12 protein-coding genes are annotated in these 18,782 nt (G+C 45.6%); 3 read left to right on the top strand and 9 right to left on the bottom strand.

What is annotated here, in order from left to right:
- Positions 1–137: 137 nt before the first annotated feature.
- The 3 genes from ACFO4O_RS09395 to ACFO4O_RS09405 all read right to left on the bottom strand — a co-directional run bounded on the left by ACFO4O_RS09395 (position 138) and on the right by ACFO4O_RS09405 (position 7,641).
- A complete protein-coding gene (locus tag ACFO4O_RS09395; protein WP_382407729.1) occupies positions 138–3,215 on the bottom strand; it encodes a TonB-dependent receptor domain-containing protein in 3,078 nt (1,025 codons plus the stop codon).
- Positions 3,216–3,588: 373 nt separating this feature from the next.
- Positions 3,589–4,125 (bottom strand): Slp family lipoprotein, encoded by a 537-nt coding sequence (locus tag ACFO4O_RS09400; protein WP_382407731.1) that lies wholly within the window; start codon positions 4,123–4,125, stop codon positions 3,589–3,591.
- A 339-nt stretch (positions 4,126–4,464) separates the two neighbouring features.
- Complete coding sequence (locus tag ACFO4O_RS09405; protein ID WP_382407733.1) at positions 4,465–7,641, bottom strand: TonB-dependent receptor; 3,177 nt, start codon at positions 7,639–7,641, stop codon at positions 4,465–4,467.
- A gap of 261 nt (positions 7,642–7,902) precedes the next feature.
- On the opposite strand from ACFO4O_RS09405, the gene udk reads away from it, so the two are divergent.
- From udk to ACFO4O_RS09420, 3 genes are read left to right on the top strand one after another with little or no spacing between them, the layout of a single operon-like run.
- Positions 7,903–8,544 carry a uridine kinase gene (udk, locus tag ACFO4O_RS09410; protein ID WP_382407735.1) on the top strand — a complete coding sequence of 214 codons (642 nt, stop codon included), beginning with the start codon at positions 7,903–7,905 and terminating at the stop codon, positions 8,542–8,544.
- Positions 8,537–9,748: a NupC/NupG family nucleoside CNT transporter gene (locus ACFO4O_RS09415; protein WP_382407737.1), complete on the top strand. Its 1,212-nt coding sequence runs from the start codon at positions 8,537–8,539 to the stop codon at positions 9,746–9,748. The genes udk and ACFO4O_RS09415 overlap by 8 nt, the downstream gene beginning before the upstream one ends.
- A 26-nt stretch (positions 9,749–9,774) precedes the next feature.
- Positions 9,775–10,614: a 2OG-Fe(II) oxygenase family protein gene (locus tag ACFO4O_RS09420; protein WP_382407739.1), complete on the top strand. Its 840-nt coding sequence runs from the start codon at positions 9,775–9,777 to the stop codon at positions 10,612–10,614.
- Between the two features lie 104 nt (positions 10,615–10,718).
- On the opposite strand, the gene ACFO4O_RS09425 is transcribed toward ACFO4O_RS09420, so the two are convergent.
- From ACFO4O_RS09425 to ACFO4O_RS09450, 6 genes are all read right to left on the bottom strand, one after another.
- Positions 10,719–12,146 carry a TonB-dependent receptor gene (locus ACFO4O_RS09425; protein ID WP_382407741.1) on the bottom strand — a complete coding sequence of 476 codons (1,428 nt, stop codon included), beginning with the start codon at positions 12,144–12,146 and terminating at the stop codon, positions 10,719–10,721.
- Positions 12,147–12,300: 154 nt separating this feature from the next.
- Positions 12,301–13,500, bottom strand: coding sequence for a tetratricopeptide repeat protein (locus ACFO4O_RS09430; protein WP_382407743.1), 1,200 nt, complete (start codon positions 13,498–13,500; stop codon positions 12,301–12,303).
- Positions 13,501–13,589: 89 nt separating this feature from the next.
- A complete protein-coding gene (locus ACFO4O_RS09435) occupies positions 13,590–14,282 on the bottom strand; it encodes a 3'-5' exonuclease (RefSeq protein WP_382407745.1) in 693 nt (230 codons plus the stop codon).
- Positions 14,282–16,114 carry a DUF294 nucleotidyltransferase-like domain-containing protein gene (locus tag ACFO4O_RS09440; protein WP_382407747.1) on the bottom strand — a complete coding sequence of 611 codons (1,833 nt, stop codon included), beginning with the start codon at positions 16,112–16,114 and terminating at the stop codon, positions 14,282–14,284. The genes ACFO4O_RS09435 and ACFO4O_RS09440 overlap by 1 nt, the downstream gene beginning before the upstream one ends.
- 450 nt (positions 16,115–16,564) lie before the next feature.
- Entirely contained in the window at positions 16,565–18,271 is a 1,707-nt protein-coding gene (locus ACFO4O_RS09445) for a sodium:solute symporter family protein (protein ID WP_382407749.1), read from the bottom strand.
- Between the two features lie 2 nt (positions 18,272–18,273).
- A complete protein-coding gene (locus tag ACFO4O_RS09450) occupies positions 18,274–18,540 on the bottom strand; it encodes a DUF4212 domain-containing protein (RefSeq protein WP_382407751.1) in 267 nt (88 codons plus the stop codon).
- Between the last annotated feature and the right edge of the window lie 242 nt (positions 18,541–18,782).

Genomic DNA, 18,782 nt, shown 5'->3' on the forward strand with positions numbered 1-18,782 from the left:
AAAAAATCACTATCTGAGCGAGCATGCGCAAACAAGTACAAGCAGTATCATTAAAACAAAAAACCTCGCCGCGGCGAGGTTTTTTTTATGGCATAAAGGGTTTGGTGTTCATCAAACCCTGTATTTATTGCACCTTGTTACATGGTGTAATTTAAGCCCAAGAACAAGAAGCGTCCGCGCGGACCTGCTGGTCTTGAAAGCGTACCTAAGTAAGGCTCTTCTTCAAACGCATTGTTTACGCCACCGTATATCTCTAAATCTTCGTTATAGGTATAAGAGGCAGAAAAATCATGCACTAGAGATGTACCGGTACTGGTGATGTTTGAGAAGTCAGGATCGTTCTCAAAATCTTGATTTTCCCGGCCAGGAAGCAATTGGTCAGACTCATAACGCGCTCTCCAACCAATGGTGAAATCACCCACGATGTAATCAACATCAAAGTTCACTATCCATTCTGGACGTGTGAACGTGCCGAGCACGTCGGTAATTTCGTCAGGCGCGGAAACATCACGAGTTTCGTCGTTCTTCAAGAAGTTAGTTCCGTTCATAGTAAATACAAACTCACCAACATCATCCAAGCTGAAACCATAATCAACTCTAAAGTCGATACCAGAAGTTTCAACCGCTGCCAAGTTAATAAAGCCAGAGCGGAAGTCTGTGATGAATCCGTTTTGCGCGTCGCGGTCAACCGCTGCACAGAACTGGTTATTAACAGTTGGCGCATCAACACAGTTAGATGCGATATCAAAACCACTTAAGCTATCAATCAAACCGTCGATTTGAATATCGTAGTAGTCCATCGTCACAACTAAACCGTCTACTACGCCACCAAAATCACCTTCAGGACGCCATACTACACCGAGGGTGAAGGTTTCGGCTTCTTCTGGAGATAAGTCAGGGTTACCGCCAGTGGTACCCGATACAAACGCCGATAAGAAGTTTGTAGAATCATAAGTACCGTTGGTCACGCTTGCGCCAATTAAAGCAGCGCAGTTACTTGCCCTAAATTCAGAGCCAGCGTTAATGAAGTTTTGGTTACACGGGTCTTGACTCGCACCCAGTGTAGCGGCAAACGTAGGGGCGAAGGCTTCACCGATGTTTGGCACTCGCACGGCCTCAGAAACCGTTGTTCTGACGGTAACCGAAGACACTGGTGACCACACGCCGCCCACAGTCCATGCATCTGTACTTCCGTAAGGGTCATAGTCTGAATAACGGTAAGCCGTGCGCAGCTCCACTCGCTCTGCAAAGGGCATGTCTTCAACAATAGGTATCTGTGCTTCAATAAAGTATTCAGACACATCATATTGCCCAAAGGAAGCGTTTGTTGGACCACTACGTGAATCTAAGGTGCCAAAGGTAAGTCCTGACGCGGTGAAGTTATCAGGCGTAAACTCACTTGTTTCACGGCGCCATTCATAACCTAAAGCGAAACTTACCGGTCCTGCTGGTAAGGTAAACAAGTCTTCACTGTCACCTGAAATAACCGCCAAAATATTCTCTTGCTTAATGTCATTTTGGTCAGTCACTGGTTGGAATACAAAGTTAGCGCCCTCTTGGCTAATCGAATCTTTACCAAATAAGTTGATAGGTACGCACTTACCGTCGCCAGGTTGAAAGGTATTGAAGCCAAAATTGCCGTTTACGTTAGGAAACGGCGACGATGGCGGCACGGCGCTTGGGTCGAGGTCTGAACGACACACAGTATTGCCTGTTGCAGGGTCAACCACTGCATCGATTGCGGCAAAATAACGGTCTTCCAAACGTGCTCTAGAGGTAATGTTTGCGTCTGTTTTTCCGTAGTTATAGGCGACTTCATAGCCTAATTCAGTGCCTGGAATAACCCCTTCAACACCAAGTACTATGCGGAATGTTTTACGATCAGCCTCTGGATTTTGCTGTGCAGCAACATCCAGCACGTCACGCGACATTGCCAATGACACCGGTACACCCTCTGCTTGCAGGGTGTTAATTTGGCTCATTAGTGCAGCCGGAATAAAAGGGTTGTCTAGAGCAATAGGAATATCGTCGTTAAACCCGTTTACTTGGTTTGTCTCAACGGTCTCGCTGGTAACGTATTTTGCATCCACAAAGAAGGTAGCAAAATCAGTAAGGTCATAAGACCCCATTGCTTGGAATAAAACACGCTCGCTCTCTGGAAGAATTAGCTCATTGTCTGGGTCAGCTGGAACGCCGTCGCCGCCGCTCGCCTCAAACGCATTAACAAAAATATCGCCTGGGTTATATGGGCGCACATTGCCGTCTGCACCTACCACCTGACAAGCAGGAATGTTGGCGGAACCTAAAAATGCACAACCAGGGACGCCACCTGAACTTACTACGTCACCAAACGCACTGCCGGTGAGCGAGATTACGCCGCGGTCACTTGAAATTGGCAGTCGAAAATCATTTATATAGGTATTTGAAAAGCGCGCGTCAACGCCCAAACCGTCTTGGGTAGCAGCGTTATTAGCCACTAAGCCTGATAAACCTGAGCCTGCAAAGTCGCGGTCGCGGGCAAACACCGGACTCGTGCGTTGATATTCCACGGCGAACACTAAATCGCCTTTACCATCGTCACTTGCAAAGCCGTTAGCAACTGATACAAAAAACTCATTCGCATCGCCTTGGTCGGTCACGCCGGTTTGCGTTCTAAGCTCTAAACCTTCAAATGAACTGCCATCGCGCATGTTAAAGTTAACAACACCCGTTACCGCATCAGCACCGTATACCGCAGAAGCGCCACCGGTAAGGATTTCTACGTTTCTTAATAGGGCGGTAGAAATGGTATTTACATCGACCGAACCTGAGCCCTCAATTCCTGAGATATGACGACGGCCATTTTCCAAGACTAGGGTGCGCACCGTGCCTAGGTTACGCAGATTTAACTGGCTGGCGCCAAGCGGTGTTCCGTTAAACGCTGAAAACGAACCTGGAAGAGAAGCCTGAAGCTGAGGAGACTCTCTTAATAACGAACCTAAATCAATCTGGCCTGACGTTTTAATACTGTCGGCGCCAATGGACAATACCGGACTTGCCGCATCAAGCGTATAGTCTTGTGCTACACGAGAGCCCGTTACGCGGATTTTTTCTACGTCTTGCTCGTTTTCGTCATTTGTTTCTTGTGCAAGCGATATTGCTGGCGCTGCACTCAGTGCGCACGCAAGCGCAATGCTCAGCGTGGAGCGCGCAAACTTGGGGGTGAATGTATTCATACTTTATCCTAAATGTGTGTTAGCAAAGTGATTCGTGCAATAAGTGTTCCCTCCATTGAACGCCTCGCAATCGCATCTAACCCTATGTTTTTATTTGTTTATATTAATATTTAGTGGCTAGATTAGAACTTCAATGGTGTTTGACTGAGTCTGTTCGCACCAAAGCTGACATCCCTGCCCTGACATAGTGCAATAAAAGCTTAATAAAAAGCAAATGTTTGGTGGGTTTGTTAAGGCTTTATGTTTTGCTGTATAAAATCATGCTGTTTAAATTATTAACCCCTAGCAGAACGCTGGTGTCACGGTTAGCGGGAGGGGTGTTATTAGATGAACCAGTAGAGACTAACCAGTTAGTCTCTACCTCTCATATTGACTAGTTTCGCTCAAAACGATTACGGCCCCACGCTGGCACCATAATCCATGGAGACTTATTGTCTGACGATAGGTCTAAAAAGTTTGAATCGCTGATGTCCCTCTGCCAAACATGCAAGGTGTCTGTTTCAATGGTCGGGTAGGTATACGTTCTGTTGTTTATAAGACCAACTGTAGGATTTGATATCTCGCCAACAACTGTCACCAACGCGCCTGTGTCGACGTTAGACAGGAGCGAATCGTTTTTCACCAATGCTTTAAACCGAAGATCTGCAGCTTTAGGTTTGCTTGGGCTGTGATCATTACGCATAGGCGCATAGACGATTTCAAGTTCGGTAAAATCTTCTGAGGCAAGCTTACCAACTACTACGCCGCCCCAACGTGCTTGCTGCCCTAGAGGTACGTCAGCCACTTGCGAACGCATTACGCTTGTAAACGAAACGAGATTGTTTTCGTTTTGTACCTGAAGCGGCAAAGGAGCGCTGCTGCAAGCAGAAAACAAAGTCACAGAGATAACGCTTAACAAAAAGTTTTTCATATCCATTATTCCTTAAACGAGCCTTAGCACACCGGTCGATTTTTTCTTACCACCGATTTTTACCGCTACTTCTTACTGCTACTTTATACTGCCACTTCCTACTGCTGTCCATAGCACTAGAACACCGACGAAATATACCCGCCCCGCTCCGCATATGTGTTAGACAAAATAATCATTGTATAAAAATCTAAATGAGTCAAGAAACACAGCATATATGAATGTAAAGCCATTACAGCATTTTAGCTAGTGGGTTTGTTCTGGTTTGAGACCCATAAAAAAACCCCAGCGATGCTGGGGTTTCTAAATTTGATGCTTAGTTAACTAAGCAGATACACTTAATTAAAAGGTGTACTTAAATCCGATGCGAGCGCTCCATACAGAAGATTCTGCACGTAAGCTCTGACCACGGAAACCATCAAAGTTGGTGTAAAGGTATGTGCCGTTATCTTGAATTTGAGCATCTACTACAGGTGCATTAAATTCGAAGTTAACTTGCTGATAGTTACCCCAATCCGGATTCAATAGATTGCCTAGGTTGCGAACAACAAAGTAAATCTCACCGCGATGGTTATCCATAAATCCAGGAATTTCCTGTGACGCACGGAAATCTAAACGACCCCACCAAGAGCTGTTTTGAGAGTTACGCGGCAAAATCGTACCACGTCTATCTTCTAAGCCTTCATCAGCAATAAACTGATTAAATGCTGCTAGGTCAAACCCTGGGCCGTATTCAACGATTGGGTCATTCTCAAGCGGAACATAAAGCAAGTTACGATCTTCGAACGAACGCTCATCACCAAAACCCGGATCGTTGTCGAAGTTAAAGCTAAATGCACGGCCTTTTTGACGAGTAAAGAAGAGATTGAAACGCGTAGAATAATCTTCAAAGAACTCGTAACGATAGCCAAGGTTCAAAGTAAAGCGATGCTGAACTTCGTAGTTACTAGTAGCAATGCCAGGTTCGTTCAAATCGATAACTGAAAGGTTACCAAAGTTAGACGAAGCGGTAGAGCTGTTCATTGGGCTGCCTTCTTCGGCATCCATATACGCATAACCGGTGTTCACAGACAAACCGTTATCCCAACGCTTACGAAGGAAGGTAGAGAATACCGTTGTCTTACCGTCGTCATCTGCATTAGTTAGGAAGTAGTCTACACCACTACGACCTGAACAATCACCGCCCGTTGGGTTGGTGCGGCAGTCTGGGTCAAGTAAATCTACGTCTTGATAGATTGGACGACCGTCAGGTGCTGTGCCAACTTGAACGGTGTTCAAAGGAATCGTTTTAGCTGCATTACGCTGACGCGAGTGAATCACGTCAAAGCCTACTAAATAGCTATCACCAAATTCATGCTGAATACCTAGGTTTAACTTAAGGATAGCAGGAATGTCAAAGTCTGGGTCAAGCGCGTTAACCGCACCATCACCACCTTCTAGTGAATCAATGGCAAGTTGCGGTAGCTCGGTCACAAAGTTATTTGTGTTAGTACCGTCAAGGGCAGCAAGCACGTTAGCTGGGCTATCGTCTGAACGCTCAAACTCAGAGTTAAGAATCGTTACACCGTTGTTTGAGTAGTTGTTAGACAACCAAACGTTAGGGTTACCGCCAGAGAATAAGCCTAAACCACCATAAATGAAGGTTGCATCGTCAAGCACATAGTTAAAGCCTACGCGTGGCTGAAGCAAATCAAAGTCTGGGCCATTAGCATTTGTAAAGCCATAGCGCTGTTGGAAGTTAGCATTTGCTGTTGGGTCACTATCAGCATCCCACATGTCGTAACGTAAACCATAAGTCACCGTCAGGTCATCAGTTACCATCCAACGGTCTTGAACGTATAGGACTGTTTGACGGAATTCAAACTCTGCAGCACCGTCAGCAGGGTTCAATGAACCAGGAATTGAAAATTCAATGACATCGGCTTGTTGATTACGGAAATTATCAAGACCAGAGAATTCGAAAATACCTTGGCTACCTGGAACAAATAGGTTAAAAATATCGGTATTTTGGTATTCAACGCCACCGGTGATTTCGTGGTCACCCGCAATGTAAGTACCTGCAAACTTAAAGTTAAGCGTGTCGTACTCAAGCACGTTGGCCTGACGGAAACGGTCAGCACCTAAGAACACATCGATTCCTGGTACTACGTCTTCAATGCGCACATCACCGAAACTTGGATTAGTAGTGCCCGGGACCTGACCATTGTCTACTGATGTTTTCGCTACACGGAATTCGGTAAAGAAGTTGCTAGACCAATCAGAGTAAAGTGAAAGCGCAAGTGAAGACAAATCATTTGCACGCTCGTAATAACGGTCGCTGAATGCATAGCTTGTTGTGCCAGCGCCAGTTGACGTTGCAGAAGCACTTTCAGTATTTTGATACGTTAATGCAGCACGGTGATCGTCATTAATCTGCCAATCTAACTTAACAAGTAGTTTTTCGTCTTTTTCGTCAGCTGAGTTGATGATGTCACCCGCTTCATAGCCGTACACGTCTCTCGCGATTTGACGAACTTCGTCTAATATCCCAACAGTTAGACCATCGATTGGCTGTGCAAAACCCGCACCTTCTGGGCCATTTTCATAAATTCTGATTGGCTCATGCTTTTCGTAAGCTGCAAACACAAACAACTTGTCTTTAATCAAAGGGGCGCCAATGGTGAATCCGTAACGGCTTTCATCAAAATCAGGCACGTCAAACTTGCCTTCTTCGGTTTCATCACCTTGGAACGCATCGCTGGTGTAATCGTAGAACACAGAACCGAATATATCGTTTGTACCCGAACGGAAAACTGCGTTGATGTTACAGCCTGTAAAACCACCGTAAGTCACGTCAAATGGGGCAAGCTGAACGTCTACTTGGTCGATAGCGTCGAATGGGAAAGGAAGACCTTCGGTAGGATAACCGTTGTTATTCAAACCAAAGTTATCGTTTTGTTGCACACCATCTACTGTCAGGCTGTTAGTTCGGTTATTACCACCGGCACACTGAATAGCGTTAGAGTTAGTTGGGTCAATTGAAATACGCGGGTCTACCTGCAGTACGTCTTTGATGTCACGATCAACAGAAGGTTGATACTGTAAGTCGTCAAAACCAAAGTTTGCGCTTGGACCTAAAGCTTCTGTTACCAAACCGCTGGCGTTGCCAGTTACTGTGATGCGCTCTACGTCGCTTGCAGCGATAAGGTTAATCGTTAAGTTGGCGTCTTCACCAAGATTAGCAAATACACCTTCTACAGTGCGAGAGCCAAGCTCATCTTCTACGATTACAGTGTATGGACCACCGATACGCAAACCACGAATGGTAAACGCGCCAGTGTCTGAAGACGTGAATTCACGTGATGAATTCGTGCGGTTATCGATAACGGTAATTTTTGCACCGGTAACAGTTTGACCCGATTCAGTTTGGATCGTACCGCGGATGGTGGAAGATGTTTCTTGTGCCATGGCTGCGGTCGAGAGACCGACAGACAGTGCGACTGCAACTGCAATTTTATTGAGTTTAGTCTTTGCAAACATTGCTTTTTCCCTATGTGTTTTTTTAATAAATGTGTGACATCATTTTTAATATGATTTGAACGAGCGCATTGTCGTTTTGTAACGTTACAATTATATTACAGAATGTCAGATAAGCGAATGTTTAATGCACAAAGCATCCTAATTTCATTCGCTTTACAAGGCATTAACATCTTGGTCATATCTCATCAAAAAGAGGGTTTTCATTGAATGAAATTGGCTGACGATGTAAAGTTGCGCAAATTTCGACGGTTGTCTGTAAGCATGAAAAAACCCATCATCATCGCCATTTCGGGTGCATCTGGCTCCGGTAAATCATTATTTACCCAAAACTTAGCGCTTAAACTTGGACACAATCATCAACACGTTCTTGTTCTGCAAGAAGATCATTATTACAAAAGCCAAGACCATATCCCCTTAGAAAAACGCGCCGACACAAATTACGACCATCCTGATGCTTTTGAACATGACTTACTCGGTCAACACCTGCTAGCCCTCAAAAACGGCGAGGCAATTGAATACCCTGCCTATTGTTACAAAACGCATACCCGTTTAGATACAAGCGAAACTATACAGCCAGCGCCTATCATCATAATAGAAGGCATAATGCTGCTCACGCAGATACAGCTGTTTGATCATTTTGATATTAAAGTCTTTGTAGATACAGCTCTGGATGTATGCTTAATGAGGCGCATGCTGCGTGACACACAAGAACGAGGTCGTTCCATGGTGTCAGTAGCCAATCAATATGAGAACACCGTCAAGCCGATGTACCACAAGTTTATTGAACCTTCTAAAACCTTTGCTGATTTAATTATTCCCCACGGCGGTGAAAACTTTTTGGCGGTGGATGTGGTCAGTGCCTATCTTTATCAATCAGAAAAAGGAATCTCTGCACATGGTTAGTGTGTTAGGCGTCATCTTTTTGCTTGCCGTAGCGGTTTTGGTGAGCAAATCGCGCCGCAGTATCAATCTTCGAACCGTTGGCGGTGCGTTTGTGCTGCAAGTAGCGATAGGCGCGTTTATTCTTTATTCCGACATCGGGATTGGCGTGCTGCTAAGCCTTACCGATTTTGTCGCAAACATTATTGATTACTCCCGCCAAGGCATTGAATTTTTGTTTGGCCCCATTGGCAACATGTCGCTTGGATTTATATTTGCGTTCAACGTTCTCCCGGTCATTATCTTTTTCTCATCGTTAATCGCCGTTCTTTATCACTTAGGTGTAATGAGTTTTGTCATTCGTATTATCGGTGGAGCGCTTCGAAAACTGCTGCACACCAGTCGTCCTGAGTCGATGTCGGCTGCAGCGAATATTTTCGTCGGTCAAACCGAAGCGCCTTTAATCATCAAGCCTTTTATTCCGCAAATGACGCGCTCTGAACTTTTTGCGGTCATGGTAGGTGGCTTAGCATCCATCGCCGGTTCCATCATGGCGGGTTATGCCGGACTTGGTGTTGAGCTAAAATATCTACTGGCCGCTAGCTTCATGGCGGCGCCAGGCGGGTTATTAATGGCCAAACTCATTGAGCCAGAAACCGACACACCCAATCAAACTTTGACCGAGGTCAAATCAGATAACGACGACTATGCTAATGTACTCGACGCCGCCGCAAGTGGCGCTGCATCGGGCATGAAATTGGCCGTCAATGTCGGTGCGATGCTGCTAGCATTCATTGCGCTTATTGCGATGTTAAACGGTATTTTAGGGGCGCTTGGCGGGTATGTTGGACTTGAAGACCTGACCATTGAATTGATACTCGGTTACATTTTTCAGCCGGTTGCATGGCTGATTGGCGTACCGTGGAATGAAGCACAGTTGGCAGGCAGCTTCATTGGTCAAAAAGTGGTGGTGAATGAGTTTGTTGCCTACTCAAATTTTGTAACTTATATCGACCAACTTTCACCGCAAACTCAAGCCATTGTAACCTTTGCGCTGTGCGGCTTTGCCAATTTAAGCTCCATCGCTATTCTAATGGGCGGCATTGGTGCGATTGCGCCCAACCGTAGAAAAGACATTGCGCGCTTGGGCCTAAAAGCGGTATTGGCGGCAACACTGGCGAACTTAATGAGCGCTGCCTTGGCTGGCATCTTTATCTCGCTCACATAAAGCACATTTTTACATCGGACATTACAATGAAATTAGAAGCTGTTGACTATCAATCTCCCACCGCTGCAAAAGACTTTGTGGAGTCTTTGCGTCAAACGGGCTTTGGTGTACTTAAAAACCACCCTATATCAAAACAGCGTGTAAGCGATATCTACAAGCACTGGGAAGCATTTTTCAATACTGACGAAAAACACAGCTTTTTGTATAACAAAGGCACGCAAGACGGTTTTTTCCCCACGTCGGTATCAGAAGTGGCCAAGGGCTTTAAAAAGAAAGATATCAAAGAATATTACCATTATTATCCTTGGGGACAGTGTCCTGACGCCCTCAAAGCAGAAATCCATAGCTATTACGGAAGTACCCTGTCGCTTGCCAGCGAATTGCTTAACTGGATTGAAGAACAATCGCCTGAGGAGGTAAGTAAGCATTATCGTGAGCCGCTGTCGAATATGATTGCCAGCAGCGAACAAACTCTGCTTAGAATTTTGCATTATCCGCCGCTAAAAGGCGATGAGGAGCCCGATGCTATAAGGGCAGCGGCTCATGAGGATATCAACCTTATTACTATTTTGCCGTCGGCAAACGAGCCGGGACTACAGGTGAAATTAAAGGACGGTACATGGATGGATGTGCCGTGCGACTTTGGCAATCTAATTGTGAATATTGGCGATATGTTGCAAGAGGCATCTGGGCATTATTTTCCGTCTACCTCACACCGAGTCATTAATCCTGAAGGGACAGACACTAGCAAAGCGCGCATCTCTCTACCGCTATTTTTACATCCGCGCCCAGATGTTGTGCTGTCTGACAACTACACCGCCGAGAGCTACTTGCAAGAACGTCTGCGCGAACTTGGCGTGATTTAAACACTGGAAGCGGCAGGGCTAATAAACCCCGCCGCCTCCAACTCGCTTAATGTTTCTTTCTTTTTGCCACAGCGCTAACTATCTTTTTGCCATAGCGCTAACGTTTAGGTGCGGCGTTTTTTCTTAAAGCCAAAAAATCCATTGTCTTTAATTTGCTGAGCCACCAGTTTAGGTACTGACGATTCCCACTCACTTTTACCAGACTTGATTTTTTTCAGCACGTCGCGCGAGTAAATTTTAAATAGCGCCATGTCGGAAGTTTCAATGCCATATAAAAAGTCGTTTTCAACAAGATGACGATACAAAAACCGTAAGTGCTCCTGCACTTTTAGATGACTGGCATCGCGCAATTCCCCTTCGGCATTGAGTTCAGGATATATATACATGCGGGTATTGTCTGGAAACAGCTTACCAAAGCCTTCTAGTATACCGCCCTCAACCCCTCGATAAGAATCTTCATCAAAAATCTGTTTTAAGTTAATCATGCCCACCACAATACCAATTTCCATCTTGGTATATTGTCTAAAATAGGCTCTTAGTGAGAAGTAACGAGTATAATCAGAAATCATAACGTTATATCCCAGCGCATTTAACAGCTGCACGCGTTCAACGAGGTCTTTTTCTGGTACGTGATTATCGTTGCCTTTTGCATCATTGAGCGATATCTCTGCAATTACTATGGTGTTTTCTTCTTTAATCCCGGACTGTGCAAAAAAGGCCTTTTTGCCCTGCTCAATCATATCCACATTTAAATTTGTGACTGGCCTGAACGAGCCTCTTATGGTGAGCACGTTTTTCTTGTAGAGCATTTCTGCAGGTACGCTGATGCTGCCGTCAGGCTTGAACATAATCGCTCGCGTCTTCCAGCTTCGAATCAGTTGAAGATTAATCGCGCGATTATCAATATCTTCAAAATAAGGGCCGATAAACTCAATTGAGTCAATTTCAATACGACCAGGCTTTATGCTGTCGGTGAGCGAATCGATGATCATTTTGGGATTTTCAAAATAATAATACGCGGCATAAATCAGGTTAACGCCGAGTATACCTAAGGCTTGTTGCTGTGCTTCAGCATTGTCGTCGTGCATGCGTACGTGCACTTTAATATTCGACGGCTCGGCTCCCGGATACATCTGAATACGAATACCGCACCATGCATGGCACTCGTTGTCACGATTAAAGCTCTTTGCCGCCACAGTTGCGGCGTAGGCAAAATACCGAGAAGACTTGGAGCGTCCCTCACTCACTCGCTCAAGCACTAGAGCAAGCTCTTGTTCCATCATCGCCTTAACGCGCGCCTTACTTACATAGCGACCGTCGTTTTGTACGCCGTATATGGCATCTGAAAACTTCATATCATAAGCAGACATGGTTTTTGCAATTGTGCCTGCTGCTGCGCCAGCCAGAAAAAACTGCCGCGCAACTTCTTGACCTGCCCCAATTTCAACAATCGTTCCGTATTTTTTATCATCTAAATTCAGGCGCAGGGCTTTTTGCGACGTTGAGCGAGAGCTGACGTTCTTATGTTCCATAGGGGCTCCTGTGTAGGGTCATTCAATGGGGAAAACTAAAGGCGATGGCTGTTAGCTTAGTTTAATTTTATACATACTTACAATGCCTTATCGACCCCTTCGCGTAAAAATCGAGGGGTGATATCACCGATGCAACAGCACCACTATCAACAATTTATCTATTTTGCACATGAGCAAGCATAGATAGCTTGTCGGCGTAGTCTTCCGCCACGCGACTCTTGCCGGCTTTGCGCTTAGCGCGAGTTAAATATCGCTTTGTTGCAGGCACGTCGCCTAAATGAATATAGGCTTGTGCCATACCAAAATAAAATTGGTGCGGCGCATCATCTAGGGAGATGGCCTTTTTGAAATGCCGAATACTTTCATCATATTGCTCTTTATCGAGCGCTTCTTCCGCGAGCATCATGTGATAGTAAGGATTGGCCCTGCGCTTCGTTTCAATATCGGCATATATTTGTCGTGCCTGCTCTTCTCGCGATGTCCTATCATACACGGCAGCTAGATTTTCCCAAGCGGTGAGATAGTCGTCATCTATTGCGATAGCTGCTAGATAGGCTGACTCAGCTAAATCGAGAGCACCGGCCTGGCGATAGACCAAACCAAGATTAAGCCACGCCCCCTCAAAGCTCGGATCGGTTTTTACCGCCGATTTTAAATATGCGTATGCATGATTAAGCTCACCTTTCAAAATAAGCTCTGCGCCTTTGTTGTTGTAATACATCGACACGATACGCGTTTTATCTAACTCGTCGGCGTTAAATTCATACGCGCCGTCTTGAGGGTCAAAATCAATGATTAAATTACGACGAATAAGGTTAATTGAGCTTACCGTGTACTTAGGTACGATGCGCAAATTGATATGACCGTTGAGTAAAGTATAGCCGCCCCTTCGCGTCCAGTATTCTGGAATATTGAGCTGTTGAAAGCGGGCGTTGAATCCAGCGTGGCGGGCCATCGCGTAAGTCATTATGGTGAGTGATAAACAATTTGCAGCGCGGTTTTCAAATGTCTCAGTGGCATTGGTATTCGCATCTGCCTGATACAACAAATCAAACTCAGCACGATCAAAAATGTGGCCCATCAGGTCTTTGACTTGCCCTTCTTGCGTTTTTCGCTGGCTAATCGCGTTGCTCACAAAGTCTTTAGCTTCATCGCTGAGAGCAAAAATGCTGTCTGGTGCTTCAATGGGGTAGAGGTGGGCTGCCGGAAATACACTATCGTTAAAGACGAACTCTGGCGTCGCGGTCTTGGTATGGGGAGTAAGCACAGTACATGCGCCCAAGGTCATGCAAATAACGAGTGCAAAAGCTGATCGTACGCAGCGATTAAATACGGTGTTGTTATATTGAATCATGAATTACCTCAAGCAATACATCCGCCCATCGACCTTAGCATCATCATAGACCTTTGCGAATCAGACCGCAATGTGCCATTATTTACGCTTTACTTATGTTTCGTTAATGCTTTTTGGCCTAGGGTAAAAGTACGTATCGCACGAGTGTGTGAGAGCTCAAGCAAATTCATATGCCCTTGCTTGTTGAGCGAATACAGTTGCGCAAACAACAAAGTAAGCGTGGCTAGCGCATCATCGAGCGCATTGTGGGCCGGCGCTGGCGCGAGGGAGTGGCGGCGGCGAGCATTTTCAAGACTTACCCCACCGCTTGGGACAAAACCTAAGGTTTTTTCGCAGGCGTAGACTTCAAGCAGCATCGTATCTATTGTGGTTACCGTCACCATCGGAAAATCTAAAGCAAGCCAAATTTTATTCAGCACCCGCATATCAAGCACTGCATTGTGCAACACCCATACGTGAGATTGAGTGTGTTCGCGCAAATAAGCGAGCTGGTCTTTAATATGGCCGCCTTTGGCAATGTCCTTAGCTGTTAATCCATGAATGACCGGACTTTGCTTTAAATCGCCTTTGGCTCTGACCACACTGTAGTGGGCAGAGCGTAAATCAACCTGAAAGTTTTGTCCGCGCACCCAAGCGATGGATGTGACCTTTGCCACGTCAGTATTTAAATCCGTTAGCTCTAAGTCTAAAGAAAGCAGCGGCAGCTGAGGGTAGCAAACATGCTTGAATGCCTCGGCAATAGGATGTTGTCCAAACACGACTCTCTTTAAAAAATCGAGCACTAACCAATGCCTCCCGAAAATTTCAGCACCGCTGCCTGCTGTGCTCGATGAATCGCTTTAAAAGCAGCTTTTAGCTGGTGTTTCTCAATAGATGATAAGTCACTGACTCTTACACAATTGTCTTGCACTTGATTAGTCAGCTGATGACGCCAACGTAAACGATTTAGAAACAACCAAATATCAATGAGGTTCTGCCGGTCTTTATCAGACAATCCAGATTCTACCGAGAGGTTTTTCAGCCTAGCAACAGTGGCCGGCATGGTAAGCCCCATACTCAAAGCATAGAGGCGCACGATGTTGTTCAAAATAGCCACTGCGCTTACTTTCAGGTCAATGCTGTCTTTGTGTTTTGCCTTTTTCAAATACACAAACTTTTGAAACATCGACAGTGGGACGCTGGTTTCATTGGCACTTCGCGCCAGCGCAGCTAAAAACATAGCTTGCTTTAATAAGGGTTTTCGCTGGCTTTGTAGTTGCTCAAATAAGCGAGTATCGCCTGCCGCTGCCCGCGCATCTAAAAAGATATTAAAATCTAAAATCGCCTGACCGGTAGGACTATTTACCCAGCGCTTGGCCTCACTGACCGCTGCATCGACCGATAGTCTCAATTTAGGATTGCTGGCCATAATATTGCCGTCGCATAGCTTAATACCGCACTTTGCTAGCCCTAAACACACGTATCCTGACATTTTTTCAAAGTACTCGCTCTGCTCTTTGTCAGCGTCGCGCTCCAGCAGCAGCGCATTATCTTGATCAGACCCCATAGTTTGGTCTTCACGCGCTTGAGAGCCATATACCAGCCAGCAAAAACGCATGGGCGCCTTGCCATGCTCTTGTTGGAAAAAGGTAATGAGCTTTCGCGTCATAATATCAGTTGCTTGCGACAATACCTTTCCTGCAATATCAAAATCTCCTGCGCGCTTGGCTGAAGATGCCAAATACTGAGGAATTTGCCAGGCTTTTGAGACCAACTGCTCTGCATCCTCAGCATGAGACAAATCACTGATAACAAAAAGTACATTCGTGCGCTGCTGTTTAGACACATCGGTATTCGTTATCATGCCCACCGGCTTTTTGCTGACCGCGTCAAGCACCGGGAGATGATTAATACCGTATTGCGACATCGTGCAAATCGCGTCAAAAATGGTTTTATTTTTGGTTAAAAATGCCGGACGCTCGGTCATTATTTGTTTAATTGGCAGTTGCGTGTTCAAGCCAGTAGCGACTACGCGATTGCGCAAGTCACGGTCGGTCGCAATGCCAATTAAGTCGTCATTCTCAACAATCAACACCGAGCTCACCTTGTGCTCACTCATCGATTTAGCCGCAGCTTGTATGGAGTCACTGGGTTTAACTGCCACCGGTGCATGAGTTATCACCTCGTGAAGCGGTTTATACAACCACATGGAATTTGAATCAGAGACCGCTTGGTTTTGCAATGCATCGTCTTTAGAGGCGGTAAAGAATGTTGCAAAGGCCGGATTTTCCATACAGATGGCAAAATCTTCTTTGGGTATACACAACACAATCCCCGGACTGTCGACAACAACACTGAGTGCATAATCGACTTTATTGAGTAAGCGCGCATAACCAAAATAGTCACCGTCGCTAAGATGCTTAATAGGCCCATCACAGTCTTTAACCGCAAACTGACCGCTTTGAATCACAAACAATGAATCTTTATGTTTGTGCATTAATTCTTGCTGATTTTCTGCCGCCAAATAAATAAGATGGCTATGCTGAGCAATATCCTGCCTCAGCGCTTCATCAAGCTCATCAAAGGGGCCTTCAGTGCGCAAAAAATCAATAATTTGTTGGGCGCTTGCACTCATTCATTTTCCTTATCTGACCTATCGCATTGTTTTTTTTCCATGCGTTGGGATGGGTTGGGAACGCTTGGGTCAGGGGGGAAGAGTAGCAAAAACTAAAGTCGCTTTGCGCCATCCATGGCCGCTCAGGCAAAACCATCCATGGTTTTGCATGCTTTAGTTTTTGCTACTCTTCCCCCCTAACCGATGCCAACCCTTTGCTATAAATCAACACTGGATCAAAGCGAATCGATAATCCACAGAAGGGCTCCTAGGGCTTCAATGTCTCCAAAACCAAGGATGGTTTTGGCGAAGCGGTCATGGATGACGTAAAGCGTCATTGAAACCCTAGGAGCCCTTCTGTGGGTAATCGTTTTCTCTTCGTTAAATCAATAAAACTATTAACAATCTTGTAAAAACAAGCCCAGCATTGCTGGGCTTATTTGTTATTTTTAGCAAGTTTGCATGCTCAGCTTAGTGAGCCGACGCTTCGCCTGCCCCTTTAGGAAAACGAATGCTCTCAACTAAGTCCTGTATTTCTTGTGGTGATTCTTTGGTCAACTTAAAGACCACGAATGCCACCAAGAAATTCACCAACATACCAATCGTACCAATCCCTTCTGGAGATATGCCGAACAACCAATTATCTGCTGTGTTTAGCTCCGGGTTCACAAACTTGAAGTAAATAATATACGTCATTGTGAATACCATGCCCGCTATCATGCCCGATACCGCTCCGTGATTGTTCATACGTTTGGAGAAGATACCCATAATAATCACTGGGAAGAAGCTAGATGCGGCCAAACCGAATGCAAAGGCTACCACAGCCGCCACATATCCTGGCGGATGCACACCAAAATAGCCTGCGATACCAATGGCCACCGCGGCGGCAATACGCGCACTGAGCAGCTCCTTTTTATCACTAATGTTGGGCGCAAAGGTTTTCTTCAACAAGTCGTGCGAGACCGAGGTGGATATTACCAGCAGCAGGCCGGCTGATGTCGACAGCGCTGCCGCTACCCCACCCGCAGCCACCAAGGCAATCACCCAAGCGGGTAAACCTGCTATCTCTGGGTTTGCAAGAACCATAATGTCGCGGTCAATGGTCATCTCATTGCGCTCATCGCCTGAGTAAAACATTCTGCCGTCGCCATTTTTGTCTTCATGCGAAATTAAGCCCGTTTCTTTCCACGTTTTAATCCATCCAGGCGTTTCGCTTAGCGGCGTACCGGTTTGTTCAACACCGTTGATGGTTTCAATCATGTTAACGCGAGCGAAAGCGGCCAAGGCAGGGGCTGTGGTGTAAAGCAAGGCAATAAACGCAAGGGCCCAGCCTGCAGATTTACGCGCATCGGCCACTTTAGGCACAGTGAAAAAGCGCACAATCACGTGGGGTAGTCCTGCGGTACCTACCATCAAAGCAAAGGTGATTGCGAACACGTCAATCATGCTTTTTGAACCGGAGGTATATTCATTAAAACCCAGGGAAGTCGACAAGCCGTCGAGTTTATCGAGCAAGTGCACACCCGAACCGTCAGCCAAGGTTGCGCCAAAGCCTGTCATAGGCAGAATATGCCCTGTTACCATCATTGAAATAAACACCGCTGGCACTAGGTAAGCAAAAATTAAAACGCAAAATTGTGCAACCTGCGTATAAGTAATGCCTTTCATACCCCCTAATACCGTGTAGAAAAACACGATACCCATGCCGATAATAACGCCGGTGGTAATGTCCACTTCTAAGAAGCGAGAGAACACTACGCCAACGCCGCGCATTTGTCCTATTACGTAAGTAAAGCAAACGATAATTGCACAGACAACGGCAACGGTGCGCGCGGTTTGACTGTAGTAGCGGTCACCAATAAAGTCGGGCACGGTAAATTTACCGAACTTACGCAGATATGGCGCCAAACATAGTGCCAAAAGCACATAGCCGCCTGTCCAGCCCATCAGATAAACTGCGCCATCGTAGCCCATGAATGAAATTAAGCCAGCCATTGAGATAAACGAGGCAGCCGACATCCAATCGGCCGCTGTTGCCATGCCGTTAAGCACCGGTGGAACGCCACCGCCAGCAACGTAGAAATCGGTTGTTGAGCCAGCTCTGGCCCATATAGCAATGCCTATGTAGAGCAGAAACGACGCCCCTACAATTAAAAATGTAAGTATTTGAACGCTCATGATTATTCCTCTTCTACGCCATATTTTTTGTCGAGTGAGTTCATAAGCTTCATATAGATGAAAATAAGCGCTACGAACACGTAAATTGCTCCTTGCTGAGCAAACCAAAAGCCTAATTTAAATCCGAAAAAGTGGATTTGATTAAGCTGTTCTACAAATAAGATACCGGCGCCGAAGGAGACGACAAACCAGACCGCTAAAAGCTTGAAGAGGATAGAGAGATTCTCTTTCCAATAGGCTTTTTGATCGTTTTCATTTTTAAAACTCATCTTAAAGACCTCTACCAGGTTAAGTTAGTGTGTTGCAATTTACATTTCAGTAACGATAGGTTTTATAGCATTGCCTTTAGAGTCGAGGCACTTATTTATCAAGCGCATAAACCGCCTACAAAACCTATTGCTACTGGCCTGTTAGCTACTCTAGTTTTATTGGTAAAAGGGTGAAATCAGACCTTGGTCTTACGGTGTTAGTATTAGATTGTTCTGTGGTAAAGTGATAATTGTTAAAAGCT

The organism is Glaciecola siphonariae (genome assembly GCF_042652645.1).
Taxonomy (GTDB): domain Bacteria; phylum Pseudomonadota; class Gammaproteobacteria; order Enterobacterales; family Alteromonadaceae; genus Glaciecola; species Glaciecola siphonariae.

Coding starts and splice junctions, on each gene's coding strand:
- ACFO4O_RS09415 (WP_382407737.1), top strand. CDS start 8,537: ATGGTTAGTGTGTTAGGCGTCATCTTTTTGCTTGCCGTAGCGGTTTTG.
- ACFO4O_RS09420 (WP_382407739.1), top strand. CDS start 9,775: ATGAAATTAGAAGCTGTTGACTATCAATCTCCCACCGCTGCAAAAGAC.
- ACFO4O_RS09430 (WP_382407743.1), bottom strand. CDS start 13,500: ATGATTCAATATAACAACACCGTATTTAATCGCTGCGTACGATCAGCT.
- ACFO4O_RS09400 (WP_382407731.1), bottom strand. CDS start 4,125: ATGAAAAACTTTTTGTTAAGCGTTATCTCTGTGACTTTGTTTTCTGCT.
- ACFO4O_RS09440 (WP_382407747.1), bottom strand. CDS start 16,114: ATGAGTGCAAGCGCCCAACAAATTATTGATTTTTTGCGCACTGAAGGC.
- ACFO4O_RS09445 (WP_382407749.1), bottom strand. CDS start 18,271: ATGAGCGTTCAAATACTTACATTTTTAATTGTAGGGGCGTCGTTTCTG.
- ACFO4O_RS09395 (WP_382407729.1), bottom strand. CDS start 3,215: ATGAATACATTCACCCCCAAGTTTGCGCGCTCCACGCTGAGCATTGCG.
- ACFO4O_RS09405 (WP_382407733.1), bottom strand. CDS start 7,641: ATGTTTGCAAAGACTAAACTCAATAAAATTGCAGTTGCAGTCGCACTG.
- udk (WP_382407735.1), top strand. CDS start 7,903: ATGAAAAAACCCATCATCATCGCCATTTCGGGTGCATCTGGCTCCGGT.
- ACFO4O_RS09425 (WP_382407741.1), bottom strand. CDS start 12,146: ATGGAACATAAGAACGTCAGCTCTCGCTCAACGTCGCAAAAAGCCCTG.
- ACFO4O_RS09450 (WP_382407751.1), bottom strand. CDS start 18,540: ATGAGTTTTAAAAATGAAAACGATCAAAAAGCCTATTGGAAAGAGAAT.